The organism is Mesorhizobium sp. M7A.F.Ca.MR.245.00.0.0, from assembly GCF_003997415.1.
Lineage (GTDB): Bacteria > Pseudomonadota > Alphaproteobacteria > Rhizobiales > Rhizobiaceae > Mesorhizobium.
Genome location: NZ_RZTE01000022.1, coordinates 86,969 through 101,983, shown reverse-complemented (window position 1 = coordinate 101,983; position 15,015 = coordinate 86,969). Strand labels below are relative to the sequence as shown.

General features: G+C 63.5%; 13 protein-coding genes. 7 read left to right on the top strand and 6 right to left on the bottom strand.

The window, feature by feature from the left end; all coding sequences use genetic code 11:
- Positions 1 to 96: 96 nt before the first annotated feature.
- On the bottom strand, positions 97 to 549 hold the full coding sequence (locus EOB80_RS21620) for an Lrp/AsnC ligand binding domain-containing protein (protein ID WP_127322599.1): 453 nt from the start codon (positions 547 to 549) through the stop codon (positions 97 to 99).
- A 163-nt stretch (positions 550 to 712) separates the two neighbouring features.
- On the opposite strand from EOB80_RS21620, the gene putA reads away from it, so the two are divergent.
- Positions 713 to 4,324, top strand: a complete 3,612-nt coding sequence (gene putA, locus EOB80_RS21615; protein ID WP_127329605.1) for a bifunctional proline dehydrogenase/L-glutamate gamma-semialdehyde dehydrogenase PutA — start codon at positions 713 to 715, stop codon at positions 4,322 to 4,324.
- Between the two features lie 68 nt (positions 4,325 to 4,392).
- Here the strand turns inward: putA and EOB80_RS21610 are convergent, their stop codons facing one another.
- From EOB80_RS21610 to EOB80_RS21595, 4 genes are all read right to left on the bottom strand, one after another.
- Positions 4,393 to 4,707, bottom strand: a complete 315-nt coding sequence (locus EOB80_RS21610; RefSeq protein ID WP_027039045.1) for an antibiotic biosynthesis monooxygenase — start codon at positions 4,705 to 4,707, stop codon at positions 4,393 to 4,395.
- Between the two features lie 60 nt (positions 4,708 to 4,767).
- A complete protein-coding gene (locus tag EOB80_RS21605) occupies positions 4,768 to 5,598 on the bottom strand; it encodes an energy transducer TonB (RefSeq protein ID WP_245465859.1) in 831 nt (276 codons plus the stop codon).
- A 268-nt stretch (positions 5,599 to 5,866) separates the two neighbouring features.
- On the bottom strand, positions 5,867 to 6,310 hold the full coding sequence (locus EOB80_RS21600; RefSeq protein ID WP_127329615.1) for a hypothetical protein: 444 nt from the start codon (positions 6,308 to 6,310) through the stop codon (positions 5,867 to 5,869).
- A 5-nt stretch (positions 6,311 to 6,315) separates the two neighbouring features.
- Positions 6,316 to 8,514, bottom strand: coding sequence for a TonB-dependent hemoglobin/transferrin/lactoferrin family receptor (locus EOB80_RS21595; protein WP_127329603.1), 2,199 nt, complete (start codon positions 8,512 to 8,514; stop codon positions 6,316 to 6,318).
- 198 nt (positions 8,515 to 8,712) lie between these two features.
- Between EOB80_RS21595 and hemP the strand changes: the two genes are divergently transcribed.
- From hemP to EOB80_RS21570, 5 genes are all read left to right on the top strand, one after another.
- Complete coding sequence (gene hemP, locus EOB80_RS21590) at positions 8,713 to 8,925, top strand: hemin uptake protein HemP (protein ID WP_127271521.1); 213 nt, start codon at positions 8,713 to 8,715, stop codon at positions 8,923 to 8,925.
- A 124-nt stretch (positions 8,926 to 9,049) separates the two neighbouring features.
- Positions 9,050 to 10,111 (top strand): hemin-degrading factor, encoded by a 1,062-nt coding sequence (locus EOB80_RS21585; protein WP_127329601.1) that lies wholly within the window; start codon positions 9,050 to 9,052, stop codon positions 10,109 to 10,111.
- A gap of 10 nt (positions 10,112 to 10,121) precedes the next feature.
- Positions 10,122 to 11,030, top strand: a complete 909-nt coding sequence (locus EOB80_RS21580) for a hemin ABC transporter substrate-binding protein (protein WP_127329599.1) — start codon at positions 10,122 to 10,124, stop codon at positions 11,028 to 11,030.
- 11 nt (positions 11,031 to 11,041) lie between these two features.
- Positions 11,042 to 12,139, top strand: a complete 1,098-nt coding sequence (locus EOB80_RS21575) for an iron ABC transporter permease (protein ID WP_127267526.1) — start codon at positions 11,042 to 11,044, stop codon at positions 12,137 to 12,139.
- 6 nt (positions 12,140 to 12,145) lie between these two features.
- Positions 12,146 to 12,934, top strand: a complete 789-nt coding sequence (locus tag EOB80_RS21570; protein ID WP_127267527.1) for a heme ABC transporter ATP-binding protein — start codon at positions 12,146 to 12,148, stop codon at positions 12,932 to 12,934.
- 29 nt (positions 12,935 to 12,963) lie between these two features.
- On the opposite strand, the gene rirA is transcribed toward EOB80_RS21570, so the two are convergent.
- Positions 12,964 to 13,425 carry an iron-responsive transcriptional regulator RirA gene (gene rirA / locus EOB80_RS21565; protein WP_127267528.1) on the bottom strand — a complete coding sequence of 154 codons (462 nt, stop codon included), beginning with the start codon at positions 13,423 to 13,425 and terminating at the stop codon, positions 12,964 to 12,966.
- A gap of 275 nt (positions 13,426 to 13,700) precedes the next feature.
- On the opposite strand from rirA, the gene EOB80_RS21560 reads away from it, so the two are divergent.
- Positions 13,701 to 14,996 (top strand): DUF445 domain-containing protein, encoded by a 1,296-nt coding sequence (locus EOB80_RS21560; protein WP_127329597.1) that lies wholly within the window; start codon positions 13,701 to 13,703, stop codon positions 14,994 to 14,996.
- Positions 14,997 to 15,015: the final 19 nt, after the last annotated feature.

Sequence of the window (15,015 nt, the reverse complement as noted above, 5' to 3'; positions counted from 1 at the left end):
GGTCGCGGCATGGATCCCAGGGTCTCCGCGACGGAGCTTCGCTCCTGCTTCGCCCTAGGATGACGAAGTTGGGGAGGCTTCAGCCATCCCTACGCTCTACCGATCCTTGACCGTCTCCATTGCCACGAAGGTCGAGGTCTGGGCGACATGGGGCAGGGCCGAGATGCGCTCGCCCAGGACGCGGCGATAGGCGGCGATATCCCGGGTGCGCACCTTCAGCAAATAGTCGAAGCTCGACGCCATCATGTGGCACTGCTCGATCTCCGGCACGGCCTGTACGGATCGGTTGAAGGCGTCGAGCGCGGCGGATCTAGTGTCGGACAATTTCACCTGGACGAAAGCGACATGGCCTTCGCCCATGCGCTCGCGGTCGATGATCGCCTGGTAGCCTCGGATGTAGCCGTCCTTTTCCATCCGCTTCACCCGCGCCTGCACCGGCGTCTTCGACAGGCCGACCTTTGCTGCCAGTTCGGACATGGAAAGCCGGCCATCGCTTGCCAGCGCCGACAGGATGTTCCTGTCGATGCGGTCCAATTGGTCTTCTGTCATCGAAAATGCAGTCCATATGTCAATTCTAGGCCACTAAGATAGATCGAATGACCTGTAATGTCGATTTCTTTGGACCGGTCGAAATTTCGCACTTGTGCTAGCTTGCGCCATTCGGTCCGGTGACCGCCGGCCCGATCCCCTTTGCTCGATCCACGGGACCGCCATGCCAGCGCTCGATGCCATCCGCCAGCAGATCCGCGCCAACTACCTGCCCGACGAAGACGAGGCCGTGAAGCGGCTTGCCGAGGCGACGGGGCTCTCCGGGAAAGACCGCAAGGCGATCTCGGCTCGCGCCGCCGATCTGGTGCGCGCGGTGCGTGGCTCGTCCGATCCAAGGCTGATGGAAGTCTTCCTCTCCGCTTACGGTCTCTCCACCAAGGAAGGCGTCGCGCTGATGTGCCTGGCCGAGGCGCTGCTGCGCGTGCCCGATACCGAGACGATGGACGACCTCATCGCCGACAAGATCGCGCCGCACGACTGGTCGGCGCATTCGGGCGGTTCGAGCTCCATCTTCGTCAACGCCTCGACCTGGGCGCTGATGCTGACCGGCCGCGTCCTCGATGAGGGCGAGGGCGGCATCGAGGGCACGCTGCGTTCTATGGTGCGGCGGCTGGGCGAGCCGGTCATCCGCAAGGCGGTGGCCGCCGCCATGCGCGAGATGGGCGAGCAGTTCGTGCTCGGCCGCACCATCACGGAAGCCGTCAAGCGCGGCCGGCCGATGACGCAGAAGGGCTATCTCTATTCCTTCGACATGCTGGGCGAGGCGGCCCGCACCGAGGCCGACGCCTTGCGCTATCACAAGGCCTATGCCGACGCGATTTCGTCGCTCGATTCCGGCTCCAACGGTCCTGACATCAGGCAGAACCACGGCATCTCGGTCAAGCTTTCGGCGCTGCATCCGCGTTACGAGGTGGCGCAGAAGGAAGAGATGCTGCCTGTCATGGCAGACCGGCTCTTGTCGCTGGCGCTGGCCGCGCGCCATTCGCGCATGGGCCTCAACATCGATGCCGAGGAGGCCGATCGCCTCGATCTGTCGCTCGACGTCATCGAGCGGGTGCTGGCCGAGCCGGAACTCGCCGGCTGGAACGGGTTTGGTGTGGTGGTGCAAGCGTATGGGCCACGCGCGGCCTTCGCCATCGATTGGCTCTATGCGCTGGCCAGGAAATACGACCGCAACATCATGGTGCGGCTGGTCAAGGGTGCCTATTGGGACACCGAGATCAAGCGGGCGCAGACGCTCGGACTGTCCGGCTATCCCGTCTTCACCCGCAAGACCAACACCGACGTTTCCTACATGGCTTGCGCGAAGAAGCTTTTGTCGATGACAGACCGGATCTATCCGCAATTCGCCACCCACAATGCCCACACCGTCGCCGCCATCTTGGCGATGGCGGACAATCGCGATTCCTTCGAGTTCCAGCGCCTGCACGGCATGGGCGAGGCGCTGCACGAGACGGTGCGACGGTCCGAAGGCACACGCTGCCGCATCTATGCACCGGTCGGTGCGCATTCCGATCTGCTGGCCTATCTGGTCCGCCGGCTGCTGGAGAACGGCGCCAACTCCTCCTTCGTGCACCAGCTGACTGATGAGGATGTCGAGCCGGAGGACATTGCGCGCGATCCGCTCGAAACGGTCGAGAGCCAGGGTCCGGCCGCCAATCCGGCGATTGCCCGGCCTTCCCAAATTTTTGGGGCTGGGCGTCGCAATTCGAAAGGATTCGACATCACCGACACGGTGACGCTGGCGGCGATCGACACGGCCAGGACGGCCTTCGCTGGGCCGGATCGTTGGCATGCCAAGCCGATCACGCGGGCCGCCGGCTACGGCAAGCAGCGTCCGATCGTCAATCCGGCCAAGCCTTCCGAAGTGGTCGGCACGGTCAGCGAAGCCGCTGCCAAGCAGGTCGCGACCGCCGTGCGCTTTGCGGTGGAGGCGCAGCCGGCCTGGGCGAAACGTCCTGTCGCCGAGCGCGCAGCGATCCTCAACCGCGCCGCCGATCTCTATGAGGCGAATGCGGTCGAGTTCTTTGCACTCGCCACCCGCGAGGCCGGCAAATCGCTGGCCGACGGCGTCGCCGAAGTGCGCGAGGCCGTCGACTTCCTGCGTTACTACGCCACCGAGGCGGCCAATGCGGAGGCGGGCACGCAAGCGCGCGGCGCCATCGTCTGCATTTCGCCGTGGAATTTCCCGCTCGCCATCTTCACCGGCCAGATCGCGGCCGCGCTCGTCACCGGCAATTCGGTTATCGCCAAGCCAGCCGAACAGACGCCGCTGATCGCCTTCCGGGCTGTCGAGTTGCTGCGCGAGGCTGGCGTGCCGGAAGACGTCATCCAGCTTCTGCCCGGCGACGGCCCGTCGGTCGGTGGCCCGCTGACCGCTGACCCGCGCATTGCCGGCGTTTGCTTCACCGGCTCGACCGAGGTTGCCAAGCTGATCGAGAAGCAGCTGGCCCAGACGGCCGAGCCCGACGCCATGCTGATCGCCGAGACCGGCGGCCTTAACGCGATGATCGTCGATTCCACCGCGCTGCCCGAACAGGCGGTGCGCGACATCCTGGCCTCGGCCTTCCAGAGTGCCGGCCAGCGCTGCTCGGCGCTGCGCGTGCTCTATGTGCAGAAGGACGTCGAGAAGAAGATGCTGGAGATGCTGAAGGGCGCCATGGAGGCGCTCAATGTCGGCGATCCCTGGCGGATTTCGACCGATGTCGGCCCGGTCATCGACGACGAGGCACAGAACTCGATCCGCGAGTACTGCACGAAAATGGGCCTGCAGGGCCGGCTGATCGCCAAGCTAGAGGCACCCAAGGAGGGCCGCTTCGTCGCGCCGCACGTCTTCCGCGTCAAGGGTATCGAGGACATGGAGCGCGAGGTGTTCGGGCCGGTGCTGCATGTCGCCAGTTTCGACGCCGACGAGATCGACTCGGTCATCGCCGCCATCAACCGCAAGGGCTACGGCCTGACCTTCGGGCTGCACACCCGGATCGAGGGCCGCGTGCAGCATTTCGTCGACGGCATCCATGCCGGCAACATCTATGTCAACCGCAACCAGATCGGCGCCGTCGTCGGTTCGCAGCCGTTTGGCGGCGAGGGGCTTTCAGGCACCGGCCCGAAGGCCGGCGGTCCGCACTATCTCCGCCGCTTCCGCAAGGGGCCGGAGGCTGGCACCGATTTGCAGGATGGCCATAAGGTGACGGCGACCGAACTTGCCGACAATCTGCCCGATCCCACACTTGGCGGCTGGTCGACCCGTCCGGACCGGATCGCCATTCTGAGGAAGCATCTGCGCGGCAAGGGTGCTGCGGCCATAGGTGCCGCCGCCGGCATCGATTTCGGCCAGATCGACCTGCCCGGGCCGACCGGCGAGGCCAACACGCTCTCGCTGTCGCCACGCGGACGGGTGCTGTGCCTCGGTCCCGATGGTGATACGCTGCTGGCGCAGACGATCCAGGCGCTCGCCGCCGGCAATGCCGTGCTGGCCGTTGCGCCGGGTGCACCGGCAGCCCTTTCCGCGTTGACCGGCAAGGGCCTGCCGCTGGCCGCCATCGACGGCCGGCCGGATCCGGTCGAGGCGCGCGCGCTACGCGTCGACGTCGTCGCTTTTTCGGGCACGTCCGAGGCCGCGCGCATCGTGCGCAAGGTCATCGCCGACCGCTCCGGCCCAATCGTGCCGCTGGTCACCGAGGTGCTCAACCCGGCGGCTTATGCGCATGAGCGCGCGGTCTGCGTCGACACCACCGCTGCGGGCGGCAATGCGAGCTTGCTGGCCGGGGCCTGACCCCGGTCAACTTTTGCTTCTATGCATGTCGTTGTCCCAAAACCGGGACCACTTTTGGCCGACATGCATTACGCGCCTTCGACGACCGAAAAACCCTCGAACTGGGGGTGGCCGAGATAATGGACCTTTGTCGTGCCGACATTCCTGTGGGCGGCGCGGAAATTCTCGGACTTGGTCCAGGCGATAAAATCGTCGTGGCTGGCCCACACCGTGTGCGACGCGAAAAGCGTGTAGCCTTCGGTCTCGTTGACCGGGCCACGCAGCAGATGGAACTCCCTAAACCCCTTCATCTCCGCAAGGCTGGAATCGCGGTTCTTCCAGACGGCTTCGAAATCGTTCTCCGAGCCGGTCTGCACCTTGAAGCGGTTCATTGCGATGTACATGGCGGTTCCTTTCGTGCGGATGTTGACGATTGGCGGCTGCAGCGTTTGTTCTGCGCACATTCAAAATGGGCCGATTTCGGTCTCGAACTCCAAATTTGCGCTTGCTGCCTGTGGTGGAATCGGAGGGAAGGGGGCTGCCTTGCGGACAATGCCAAGCGCTGCCTGATCGAAAGCCGCCGATCCTGAGGTTTCCAGAATGCGCAACTCGTTTATGTTGCCCTTCCTGCCTATGACGAATGTGACAACCGCATTGTTGCGTGCCGCCAGCTGTAGGGAAGGCGGGAGGGTGCGATTGACGCTGCCGAGCTTTCTAAAAACATCGCCGCGGTAGTTGTCTTCCGCGGCCGTGCCTGCCTCCTTTTGCCTTTTGCCCTTGCTGGCTGCTTGCGCCGACCGGTCCTCGCCATACGCCGTGCCGCGCTTCTCATCCGCCATCTCTGAAGGGGCAGCTGCCGGAGTTGGCCTGGCTCTAGGGATCGGAGGCCGCTCCGGAACGGCGACAGGCGCTTCCGTGCTCTCGGCCTGAACGGTTGGCTCCGCTGGTGTTTCGGCCTTCCTATCCACGGTCTGATCATCGGAGCGCGGGGCACCGGCCACCAATATGTCGGGCGTCAGCGTCTGCTGTTTGACAGCTTCCGGCAAAGGCTTGAGCGGCTTTGCTGCGTCCTTCACGGGTTGCGAAGGCTCCGTTGGCGGCGACGGCTTGGGCGGCGTTGCCGGCTGTGGTTTGGCCGGTTGCGGGCTGGGCACCAGTGCAACGTTTATTGCCGCCGGGTCCTTGTCCAGCGCGCTGCCGGCCACGTTGCTGCCCGACTGTTCACTACCTTCCGGCTGCTCGGCGTCCTGGAAACTGGAAATCCCCGTAGGGGAGATCAGAAAGGCCGCCGCCACCGCGACATGGAGCAGGCAGGAGACGACGATCGCCGCCGTCCATTTGCGGCTCCAGGCCGATGGCCGCGGCAGCGCGAGCGGCTCGCTTGGCTCTATGGTCAGCTCGGCGCCGGCCTCGGGGAGGGGATTGATGTCCTGCATGTCTCGCCGCGAGACCTGCAGCGACAAGAGCAGAGTTGTCAAATCAAGATCGTTCGCCGGCAGTCTGCTATCGCCGGCCAGAGGCTGCACTACGGTGTTTCGCGGGAATGCATGATGCAGCCCCACCTCAGACTCCGAAAGCGATCCCGGTCTTGGTGTCCGTCTTCAGCTTTCGCATGCAGGCGTTCGGTTCGATGCCGGTACCGGTGCATTCGGTCGCGCTGTTGATCAGCACGCGGCTGACTTTCGAGCACTCGGTGCCGGCCAGATCGAAACGCGTCACCTTGGTCTTGCCTGCCGGCAATTCCTTGAAGTCGAGCACGGTCAGCCGGTCGACGACGCCGGCCTCGTTGAACAGGGCGATCTCGAACGCCGCCTTGGACAGGTCGGCGCCGAGATTGTTGTTGACCACGAACGTCAGGCGGCAACCCTTGTCGGAAGGTTGTGCACCGTTGAGTTCAAGGGTCAGCGCAGGGACCGGCGCGGACTCTTGTGCCCACGCCGGAACCATCGCAAGCGACATCGCCAGCATCGAGGTCAGCAGACGAAGGGATGTCATCAAGCTCGTCATGGTCATCAGCCTCCAAATCGCATCGTCGCCGCCAGCTTCAGGGTGACGCCGGGCTCGTAAGCCGCGAAAACCGGCTGCGGCGGCTGGCCGGCCGTGGTCAGGTTGAGCGGGTTGGCGTATTTTACATCGAACAGATTGTCGGCGCGGAAATCAATCTTCAAATTGTCCGTCGCCTGGTAGCTGGCGAAAGCATTGACCAGCGTGTAGTCCTCGGCGATCGGATTGCCCTTGGGCTTGCCATTGTATTGCACTTCGCCGCCCACGGTCAGCTTGTCCTCGAGGAAGCGCAAGCCGAGCTGCGCGGTGACCTGGGATGAGGGGATGGTCAGCAGGTCGGCCCGAACGTCCTTGTAGGAAATGGTATGACCATTGGTGATTGAGGCCGAAAGCCCGGCATAGCCCCATCCGGCATCATAGACGCCCTCAAGTTCGAAGCCGTCGATCTTGGCCTTGGCAAAATTCTGGTACTGGAAGCATATCGGGATACCGGGTCCGCTCGGGCAGCCGGCTGTCGGGTCAAACCGCGACAGGGTAACGCCATCGATGTAGTCTTCGACATCGTTGTTGAAATAGGCTGCCTTGATGCGCAGCGCATCGCCGGCTTCGAGGATGTCATCCTGCTTGTAGTTGACGCCGAATTCGACGGTCTTTCCGGTTTCCGGCCGCAGATTGGGATTGGGCAGGAACGGGAAGGTGACACCTGCCGGATGGCGACCGCTGATCAGTGTTTCCGACAGGGAGGGTGACCGGTATCCTTCCGCATAGGTGCCGTAGAATTGCAGGCCGGCAAGGCTGGCGCTGTCGAAAGGCGAGACGCCGACGGTGATGCGCGGCGACAACCGGTCCCCCGACGTTTCGTGGGTGTCATCCTTGAGGCTGTAATTGTCGTAACGCAGCCCGGCGATGACTTCGAGCCACTCCCAGGTGAGCTTGTCCTGGACATAGGCGCCGGAGACGTTCCGCTTACCGGAAGGCGTATAGAAGCTGTCGCCACCGGCCGTGCCGCCGGTCTCGACTTTATCGCCGGCCCAGTCGCCGCCATAGGTCAGTTCGTGCGCGATTCCCGCAGTCTCGAATCTGGACGTGTTCCAAATGTCGATGCTGGTCGTGCCGATGTCGAATGTCGATGTCGAGCCAGCCGGCAAAACAACTGGAAGGCCGGTGCTCGGGTCAAACCGGTTGAGAGGCACGAGGCTGGTCAGATCGAGATTGGTCTTGTTGTAGGAGGTGTTGATATGGAGATCGAGCCAGCTCTTGTCCTCATCCGTAATGTTGTAGCGGGCGGTGAAGGTGTTCGACTTCAGGTCGACGTCATTGACCGGCACGCCGCCGCTGATCTCGTTCCAGCCGTCGCTTGAGCCGACCCAGCCGAGCTTCAGCTCACTGTTGTCGGTCGGCCGGATGGTGGTCTTGAGCAGGCCGCTAAGCACATCGAAGCCGGTGCCCTTGACGGTGTCGCCACCGCCATCCTTGTAGTCGTCATAGTTGCGGTAGACGATGTTGCCGAGCACATCCCAGTTCTCGTTGAGGCGGTAGGCACCGGATGCGCTTGTTGTCCAGCCCTTGCCGTTGCTCTCATAGCGTCCCGTGACGGAGCCGGCCCATGTTTCTTCCGGCTTAAGGAAATCCCCGGCGTCCTTGGTGTCGAAGAAGACGACGCCGCCGATGGCGCCTGAGCCATAGGTGTTGGCGACAGGACCACGGATAACATCCACGGATTTGACGAGTTCGGGGTCGATGTAGAAGGTCGACTGCGTGCCGTGGTCGGAACGCTGGAAGTTCTGACGGGCGCCGTCGACGATGACCGCGACGCGACCAAAATCCTGCAAGCCTCGGATGTTGATACTGGTGCTGACGCGTCTGGCGTCGGCCTGCGCCGCGACACCGGGCACGCCAAGCAGCATCTCATTCGGCGTCGTCGCCATGCGGCGGTCGAGCTGTTCCTGGCCGACATGGCTGGTCGATGCCAGCGATTCGATCGCCGTCTCGCCGGTGCGGCTGATGACGAGGATCTTGTCGAGCAGCGTTGCTCCCGCTGGTGCGGCGTTTTCTTCTTCAGCCTTCTTCGTTTGCTCTGTCGGCTGGGCCGCTTGCTGGGCGTTAGCCAATTGCGCCGACAAGGCGATAGCCGCCACGCTTGCCAACAATGCCGCCGCGCCGTTCGCCGCCGACCGGCTACGCCATTCCCAAGTCACCAACCCCATGCCCCAACTCCAAAGTCCAGGTTTCATGCTGGCTGGCCCGGGGCTGGCTGGCATTTTTGATCGTCTCCGGCGTCTTAAATGTTGACTCATTTAATCCGGTATTGCACTGACTAGTAAACATGATTATTCAAGTCAAGAAATGAATCGGATTACGCAACGCCTAGCCAGACGCCCGGCACAGGAAAGGGATCGACAGAGATGAACACCCACAATCCCAACGATTTTCGCTATCGCGTCCGCCGTTCCGACGATGCCTCGGCCCCCACCCGTTTCGACCGGGTTCCGCTGGCGGTGCGAACCCTGTCCAGCAACACTCTGTTCCAGGGCGAGCACGAGATCGGCATTGAGCATCACGGTGCGCTCTACCGGCTGAAGATCACCCGTCAGGGCAAGCTCATTCTCAACAAGTAAGGCTAGAGCGGTTCACCGTTTCACGGAAACGCCGAACCGCTCTAGCTCTTTGTTTTAACGCAATTCCGGACGGAAAACCGTTTCACACTTTTCCCGGAATTGCTCTAGGCAGCAGGGACGAAACATGGATCAGCGCGTAAAACCCGCCCCGCATGAAATCCGGCGGGCACGGACAGACAATCCGAAGACGCGCGAGCGTGATCTGGCTGCCCAGCTCGGCATTTCGGAAGCCGAACTGGTCGCCGCGCATTGCGGCGACGGCGTCGTGCGCATCGAGCCGCGCGTCAACGATCTTCTGACCGGCCTCGAGGCCGTCGGCGAGGTCATGGCGCTGACCCGCAATGAGAGCGCGGTGCACGAAAAGATCGGCGTCTATGACAAGGTCGTCACCGGCAACCACAATGCCATGGTGCTTGGCGAAAACATCGACCTGCGCATCTTCCCGAAGGTCTGGGCACACGGCTTTGCCGTCGAGAAGCGAGACGGCGACGAAATCCGCCGCAGCCTGCAGTTTTTCGATGCGGCGGGCGAGGCCGTGCACAAGGTGCATTTGCGTCCGGCCTCCAGCCTCTATGCCTATCAGAAGCTGGTTGCCGCGCTCGAATCGTCCAATCAGGAGCCGACCGTCGACATTTCGGGACCACTCCCCGATGACGAGAGCCATGGCGACGAAGCGGCCGCCAATCTCGACGATCTGCGCGACCGCTGGAGCCGGCTGACCGATGTGCACCAGTTCTTCGGCATGCTGAAGACGCTGAAGCTCAGCCGCCGGCAGGCGGTGCGCCTGGTCGGGCAAGACTATGCCTGGCAGCTCGACAATGATGCCGTCCGTGCCATGTTTCATCACGCTGCGGAGGGCGAGATGCCGATCATGTGCTTTGTGGGAAACCGCGGCTGCATCCAGATCCATTCCGGTCCGATCAAGTCGATCAAACCGATGGGGCCATGGATCAACGTGCTGGACGAAACCTTCCACCTGCATTTGCGGACCGACCACATCCAGGAGGTCTGGGCGGTGCGCAAGCCGACCAAGGACGGTCATGTCACCTCGCTCGAGGTCTATGATTCCGGCGGCAAGATGTTCATCCAGTTCTTCGGCAAGCGCCATGAAGGCGAAAGCGAGCGGGACGACTGGCGCTTCCTGGCGGAAAACCTGCCGCGCATCCCAAGCCCGACCGCAGCCTGAGGAAAATGCGATGCGTTTTTTCCCAAGATTGTCGACCGTGCGCGGATCTATTTTCGGGCCGGTGATCGGTCTCTCCATGGCTGTTATCGCACTGCAATCCGCCAGCGCCATGGAAGGCACGGCCGTGTTTGCCGATCCTTCGAAAATCGTGGCCGTTGGCGGCTCGATCACCGAGATCGTCTATGCGCTCGGCGAGGAAAAGCATCTGGTGGCTCGCGATTCCACCAGCCGGTACCCAAAGGCGGCGCTTGATCTGCCCGATGTCGGTTACATGCGTGCGCTGTCACCGGAAGGCGTGCTCTCGGTCAACCCGACCGGCATCCTGGCGTTGCATGGCAGCGGTCCCAAGGAAGCCGTCGACGTCTTGAAGAAGACGAGCGTCCCGTTCATCGAAGTGCCCGAGCACTATAGCCACGAAGGCATCCTCGAAAAGGTCCGTATCGTCGGCAAGGCGCTCGGCGTCGACGCCAAGGCCGAGGTGCTGGCCAGGGAACTCGATGCCAAGCTCACGGCAGCCGAGAAGCAGACGACGTCGATCAAGGAACGCAAGCGCATCCTGTTCGTGCTGTCGATACAAGGCGGCAAGATCCTGGCGGCCGGCAGCGAGACCGCGGCGGACGGTATGGTCAAGCTGGCTGGCGGCGTCAACGCGGTCGAGGGCTTCTCCGGCTACAAGCAAATGTCCGACGAGGCGATCATAACCGCCAGACCGGACGTGATCCTGATGATGAGCAATGCCGGACCTCCGGTGTCGGACGACGAACTGTTCGGCAATCCGTCGATCGCCTTGACGCCGGCCGGAACGGCGCGCAAACTGATCCGCATCGACGGCGCCTATCTGCTCGGCTTCGGGCCACGCACGGCCGATGCCATCCACGACCTCGCTGTCTCGCTTTATGGCGGGCAGGTCACGGACTGAACGGGCGGATCATGGTCGATCAATCGATCGCCGGCCCGGTGATGGCAAGCGTATCCGAAGGCGACAGGTCGGGCCGCGCCCGCATCGTCATCCTTCTGCTGTGCCTGGGGCTCGCGGCTGCCGTTTTTCTGTCGCTGACATCGGGGGCTTCGGACGCATCGGCCGTCAACGTCATCGGGGGCTGGCTGTTCGGCACAGTGCCTGATGACGCCGCGGTGAGCGCCCGCGACAGCCTGATCGTCTATGACATCCGCCTGCCGCGCATCATCCTCGGCATGCTGGTCGGCGCGGCGCTCGCGGTCTCCGGCGCGGTTATGCAGGGACTGTTCCGCAATCCGCTGGCCGACCCCGGCCTGATCGGCGTCTCGGCCGGCTCCAGCCTCGGCGCGGTTGCCGTCATCGTGCTCGGCGCCACGATATTGGCTCCGGTGACCGCCTTGCTCGGCACGCTTGCACTGCCGCTGGCGGCCTTCTGTGGCGGGCTCGCCACCACGCTGGTGCTTTACCAGGTCGCGACGCGGCGGGGGCAAACCTCGGTTGCCACAATGCTGCTTGCCGGCATCGCGCTGGCGGCGCTCGCCATGGCGCTGACCGGCATTCTTATCTTCATGGCCGATGATCGCCAGTTGCGCGACCTGACCTTCTGGCAACTCGGATCGCTCGGCGGCGCAACCTGGGCGAAGATCGCGTCGGTAGGGCCGATCATCGTGCTGGCGCTGGCGGCGATGCCGTTCCTGGCACGCGGCCTCAACGCGCTGGCGCTTGGCGAGGCGACCGCCGGTCATCTCGGCATTCCGGTGCAGCGGCTGAAATACACGGCCATCGTCGGCGTCTCTGCCGCGGTCGGCGCATCCGTCGCCGTCAGCGGCGGCATCGGCTTCGTCGGCATCGTGGTACCGCATCTGCTGCGCCTGCTGATTGGTCCGGACAATCGCTATCTGCTGCCGGCGTCGGCGCTGCTCGGTGCCTCGCTGCTGCTTCTGGCCGACGCGGTTGCACGCACCATCGTTGCGCCGGCCGAACTGCCGATAGGCATCGTCACCGCGATAGCGGGCGCGCCGTTTTTCCTTTGGATCCTGCTGCGCAAGCGCGGCGTGGTTGATTTGTGAGGCTTGATGATCGAGGCCAAGGATGTTTCGGTTGATATCGCCGGCAAGCCTATCGTCAGCGGTATCGATTTCCACGCGCGGCCCGGCGAGATCGCCGCCATCGTCGGCCCCAATGGTTCGGGCAAGACGACCTTCCTCAAAGCGCTTTCCGGCGAACTCGCCTACACCGGGCGCGTTGCCCTCAACGGCCGAGATCTCTCGACGATGAAGCCGGTCGAGGTGGCCGTCCATCGTGCGGTGCTGCCGCAGGCGACGACGCTGTCGTTCCCGTTCACCGTGCGGGAAGTGGTCAAGCTCGGCCTTGTCGGCGGCCGCTCAGGCGTCTTGCCGGGCGAGGATGCGCGGCTGCCGGAACGGGCGCTGGCGCGTGTCGATCTCGACGGCTTTGCCGGCCGTTTCTACCAGGAGCTTTCGGGCGGCGAGCAACAGCGCGTTCAGCTCGCACGCGTGCTGAGCCAGGTCTGGGCACCGGTGCTCGACGGCAAGCCGCGCTTTCTGTTCCTCGACGAGCCGGTTTCCAGCCTCGACATCAAGCACCAGCTGATCATCATGAACATTGCCCGCGACTTCGCCAGAAGGGGCGGCGGCGTGGTCGCCATCCTGCACGACCTCAATCTGACGGCCATGTATGCCGACCGGATCTTCGTCATGCATCGCGGCAGGCTAGCCGCCACCGGGTCGCCGCGGGATGTGCTGAGCGATGACCTGATCGAAAAAGTGTTCGACTGCCGGCTCAGGGTCGGCGTGCTGCCGGCCGGCAATATGCCGTTCGTGCTGCCTCAGTCAGCGGCCTGATTGCAGATCTAGCCCGCGCCCCTGCTGGGTCAGGCAGCTGGTGCGCGGCGCTCCAGCATGTCGATTCCGAGCAGGTTGCGCACATTTGGACGTGCCGCCACGAGGTCGGCGATCGTATAGCGCTCCAGCACGGCGAAGAACGCGTTCAGCGCCTCGCGCAGCGCCGAGTTCAGCGCGCAGCTATCGACGAGCGGGCATTCGGCGGCATCGTTCTCGAAGCATTCGGCCATAGCGAAGCTCTCTTCTGTCACGCGCACGACATCGAACAGGCTGATGGCTTCGGCCGCCCGGCCAAGCTTGACGCCGCCATTCCTACCGCGCACGGTCTGGACGAGGCCGTGCTCGACCAGGGGCTGCAGGATCTTGAACAGGAAAAGCTCCGACACCGAATAGGCGGCCGCGATCTCGGGGATGCGGCTCAATCGGTCATCATTGGCCGCGCAATACATCAAGATGCGCATGGCATAGTTGGTCTGGCGCGTAAGCCGCATTTTGTCCTCACAAGGCACTGGTGCGGTGCAACCACGCCAGATCTGGAAATTTTGCTGATATGGCTTTGACCCGAATTTCCGGATTCGCCACATTGGCCTCGGCGGAATATGGCCTATACCTTGGAATAATTCCAGACTAGCTTCGCCCGATAGATGAATTTTCTCCTCAACTTTGTGTGCGCGGCCGGGGAAAGTTCCTGGCGAAACCCGCTGTCGCGGGTATTTCGGCCATCGGAACACTAAATAGGCTGAGATCGATGAGGAGCGGCTCACCCATGTCACAATCGGCTTCGCCCCTGGCGCCGGTCCGTTTCGATGCCGAGGCGGATGCCAAGCTTTCCGCGTTGCGGCGGACGAAATTCCTCGCGGCGGCCGCACTGGCGCTTTGCGTGCTGGTGTTTGCGCTCGCCAAATCCTTCGAGCGCACCTATCCATGGCTCGGCTTCGTCGCCGCCTTTGCCGAGGCCGCGACCATCGGCGGGTTGGCCGACTGGTACGCGGTGGTGGCGCTGTTCAGGCGGCCGCTGGGACTGCCGATCCCGCACACCGCCATCATCCCGGAGAACCAGAACCGCATCGCCGACAATCTCGGTCGCTTCATCGAGGTCAACTTCCTGGCGCCTGAACCGGTGCGCGAAAAGCTCGCCGAGGTCGATTTCTCGGCACTCGTCGCCGACTGGCTGGCCGATACGGAGCGCGCCGCCGGCCTGTCGCGCTTCGTCGTGCGGCTGGTGCCGCAGACGCTGGCCGCTGTCGAGCAATCCGGCCTGCGCGGCTTCGTCACCAGCCGCATGCTGGAACAGATCGAAAAGGTGCCGTTGGCGCCGCTGGCCGCCGAGCTGTTGTCAGCGCTTACCGACGACCGCCGCCACCAGAAACTGTTCGACGAGTTCACCAAGGTGATCGGCAGGTTCCTCAATGACGAACAGGCGCTGGCGACGATGCGCGAAAAGATCCGCGAGGAACTGCCGTCGCTGTTCAACCTGTTCCGTGCCGACGCCTATCTCCTGAAGAAGATCGTCGCCTCGGCCGGCTCGCTTCTCGACGAGGTGAGGGCCGATCCCGACCACCCGATGCGCGCCGAATTCGACCGCTTCGCCCAAGGCTTCGTCGAGAAGCTGAGAACATCGAAGCAATACGCCAAACGGGCCGAGAAGCTGAAGCGCGACTTCCTGGCCCGGCCGGAGGTCAAGGGGTTGGCCGGCGAGATGTGGGCAAGCCTCAGCCAGTTCATCGAGCAGGACGCCAAGGCGCCGAATTCGGTTGTCCGCGCGCATCTTGCCAACATGTTCGTCGAGGTCGGTCGCCATCTTGCCGGGGATGCGCAGATCCGGGCCGACATGAACCAAGGGTTCGTGGTGGCTCTGGCGTCGTTCGTGGACAGCCAGAAGGCCGGCGTGTCGACATTCATCGCCGACCAGGTCAAGCGCTGGGATCTTGCGCAGCTGACGCGGCTGATCGAGATGAACATCGGTCGGGACCTGCAGTATATCCGCTTCAACGGCATGATCATCGGCGGGCTCGCCGGTGTCGTGCTCTATGTGGCCGAGCGGCTGTTCCTCGTGAATTGATGCGCGACCAGACTGGCGC

Bases quoted from the DNA above. Each gene is read 5' to 3' on its own strand.
- EOB80_RS21595 (WP_127329603.1), bottom strand. From the start codon at position 8,514: ATGGGGTTGGTGACTTGGGAATGGCGTAGCCGGTCGGCGGCGAACGGC.
- EOB80_RS21560 (WP_127329597.1), top strand. From the start codon at position 13,701: ATGTCACAATCGGCTTCGCCCCTGGCGCCGGTCCGTTTCGATGCCGAG.
- EOB80_RS21610 (WP_027039045.1), bottom strand. From the start codon at position 4,707: ATGTACATCGCAATGAACCGCTTCAAGGTGCAGACCGGCTCGGAGAAC.
- putA (WP_127329605.1), top strand. From the start codon at position 713: ATGCCAGCGCTCGATGCCATCCGCCAGCAGATCCGCGCCAACTACCTG.
- EOB80_RS21585 (WP_127329601.1), top strand. From the start codon at position 9,050: ATGGATCAGCGCGTAAAACCCGCCCCGCATGAAATCCGGCGGGCACGG.
- EOB80_RS21600 (WP_127329615.1), bottom strand. From the start codon at position 6,310: ATGACGAGCTTGATGACATCCCTTCGTCTGCTGACCTCGATGCTGGCG.
- rirA (WP_127267528.1), bottom strand. From the start codon at position 13,425: ATGCGGCTTACGCGCCAGACCAACTATGCCATGCGCATCTTGATGTAT.
- hemP (WP_127271521.1), top strand. From the start codon at position 8,713: ATGAACACCCACAATCCCAACGATTTTCGCTATCGCGTCCGCCGTTCC.
- EOB80_RS21570 (WP_127267527.1), top strand. From the start codon at position 12,146: ATGATCGAGGCCAAGGATGTTTCGGTTGATATCGCCGGCAAGCCTATC.
- EOB80_RS21575 (WP_127267526.1), top strand. From the start codon at position 11,042: ATGGTCGATCAATCGATCGCCGGCCCGGTGATGGCAAGCGTATCCGAA.
- EOB80_RS21620 (WP_127322599.1), bottom strand. From the start codon at position 549: ATGACAGAAGACCAATTGGACCGCATCGACAGGAACATCCTGTCGGCG.
- EOB80_RS21580 (WP_127329599.1), top strand. From the start codon at position 10,122: ATGCGTTTTTTCCCAAGATTGTCGACCGTGCGCGGATCTATTTTCGGG.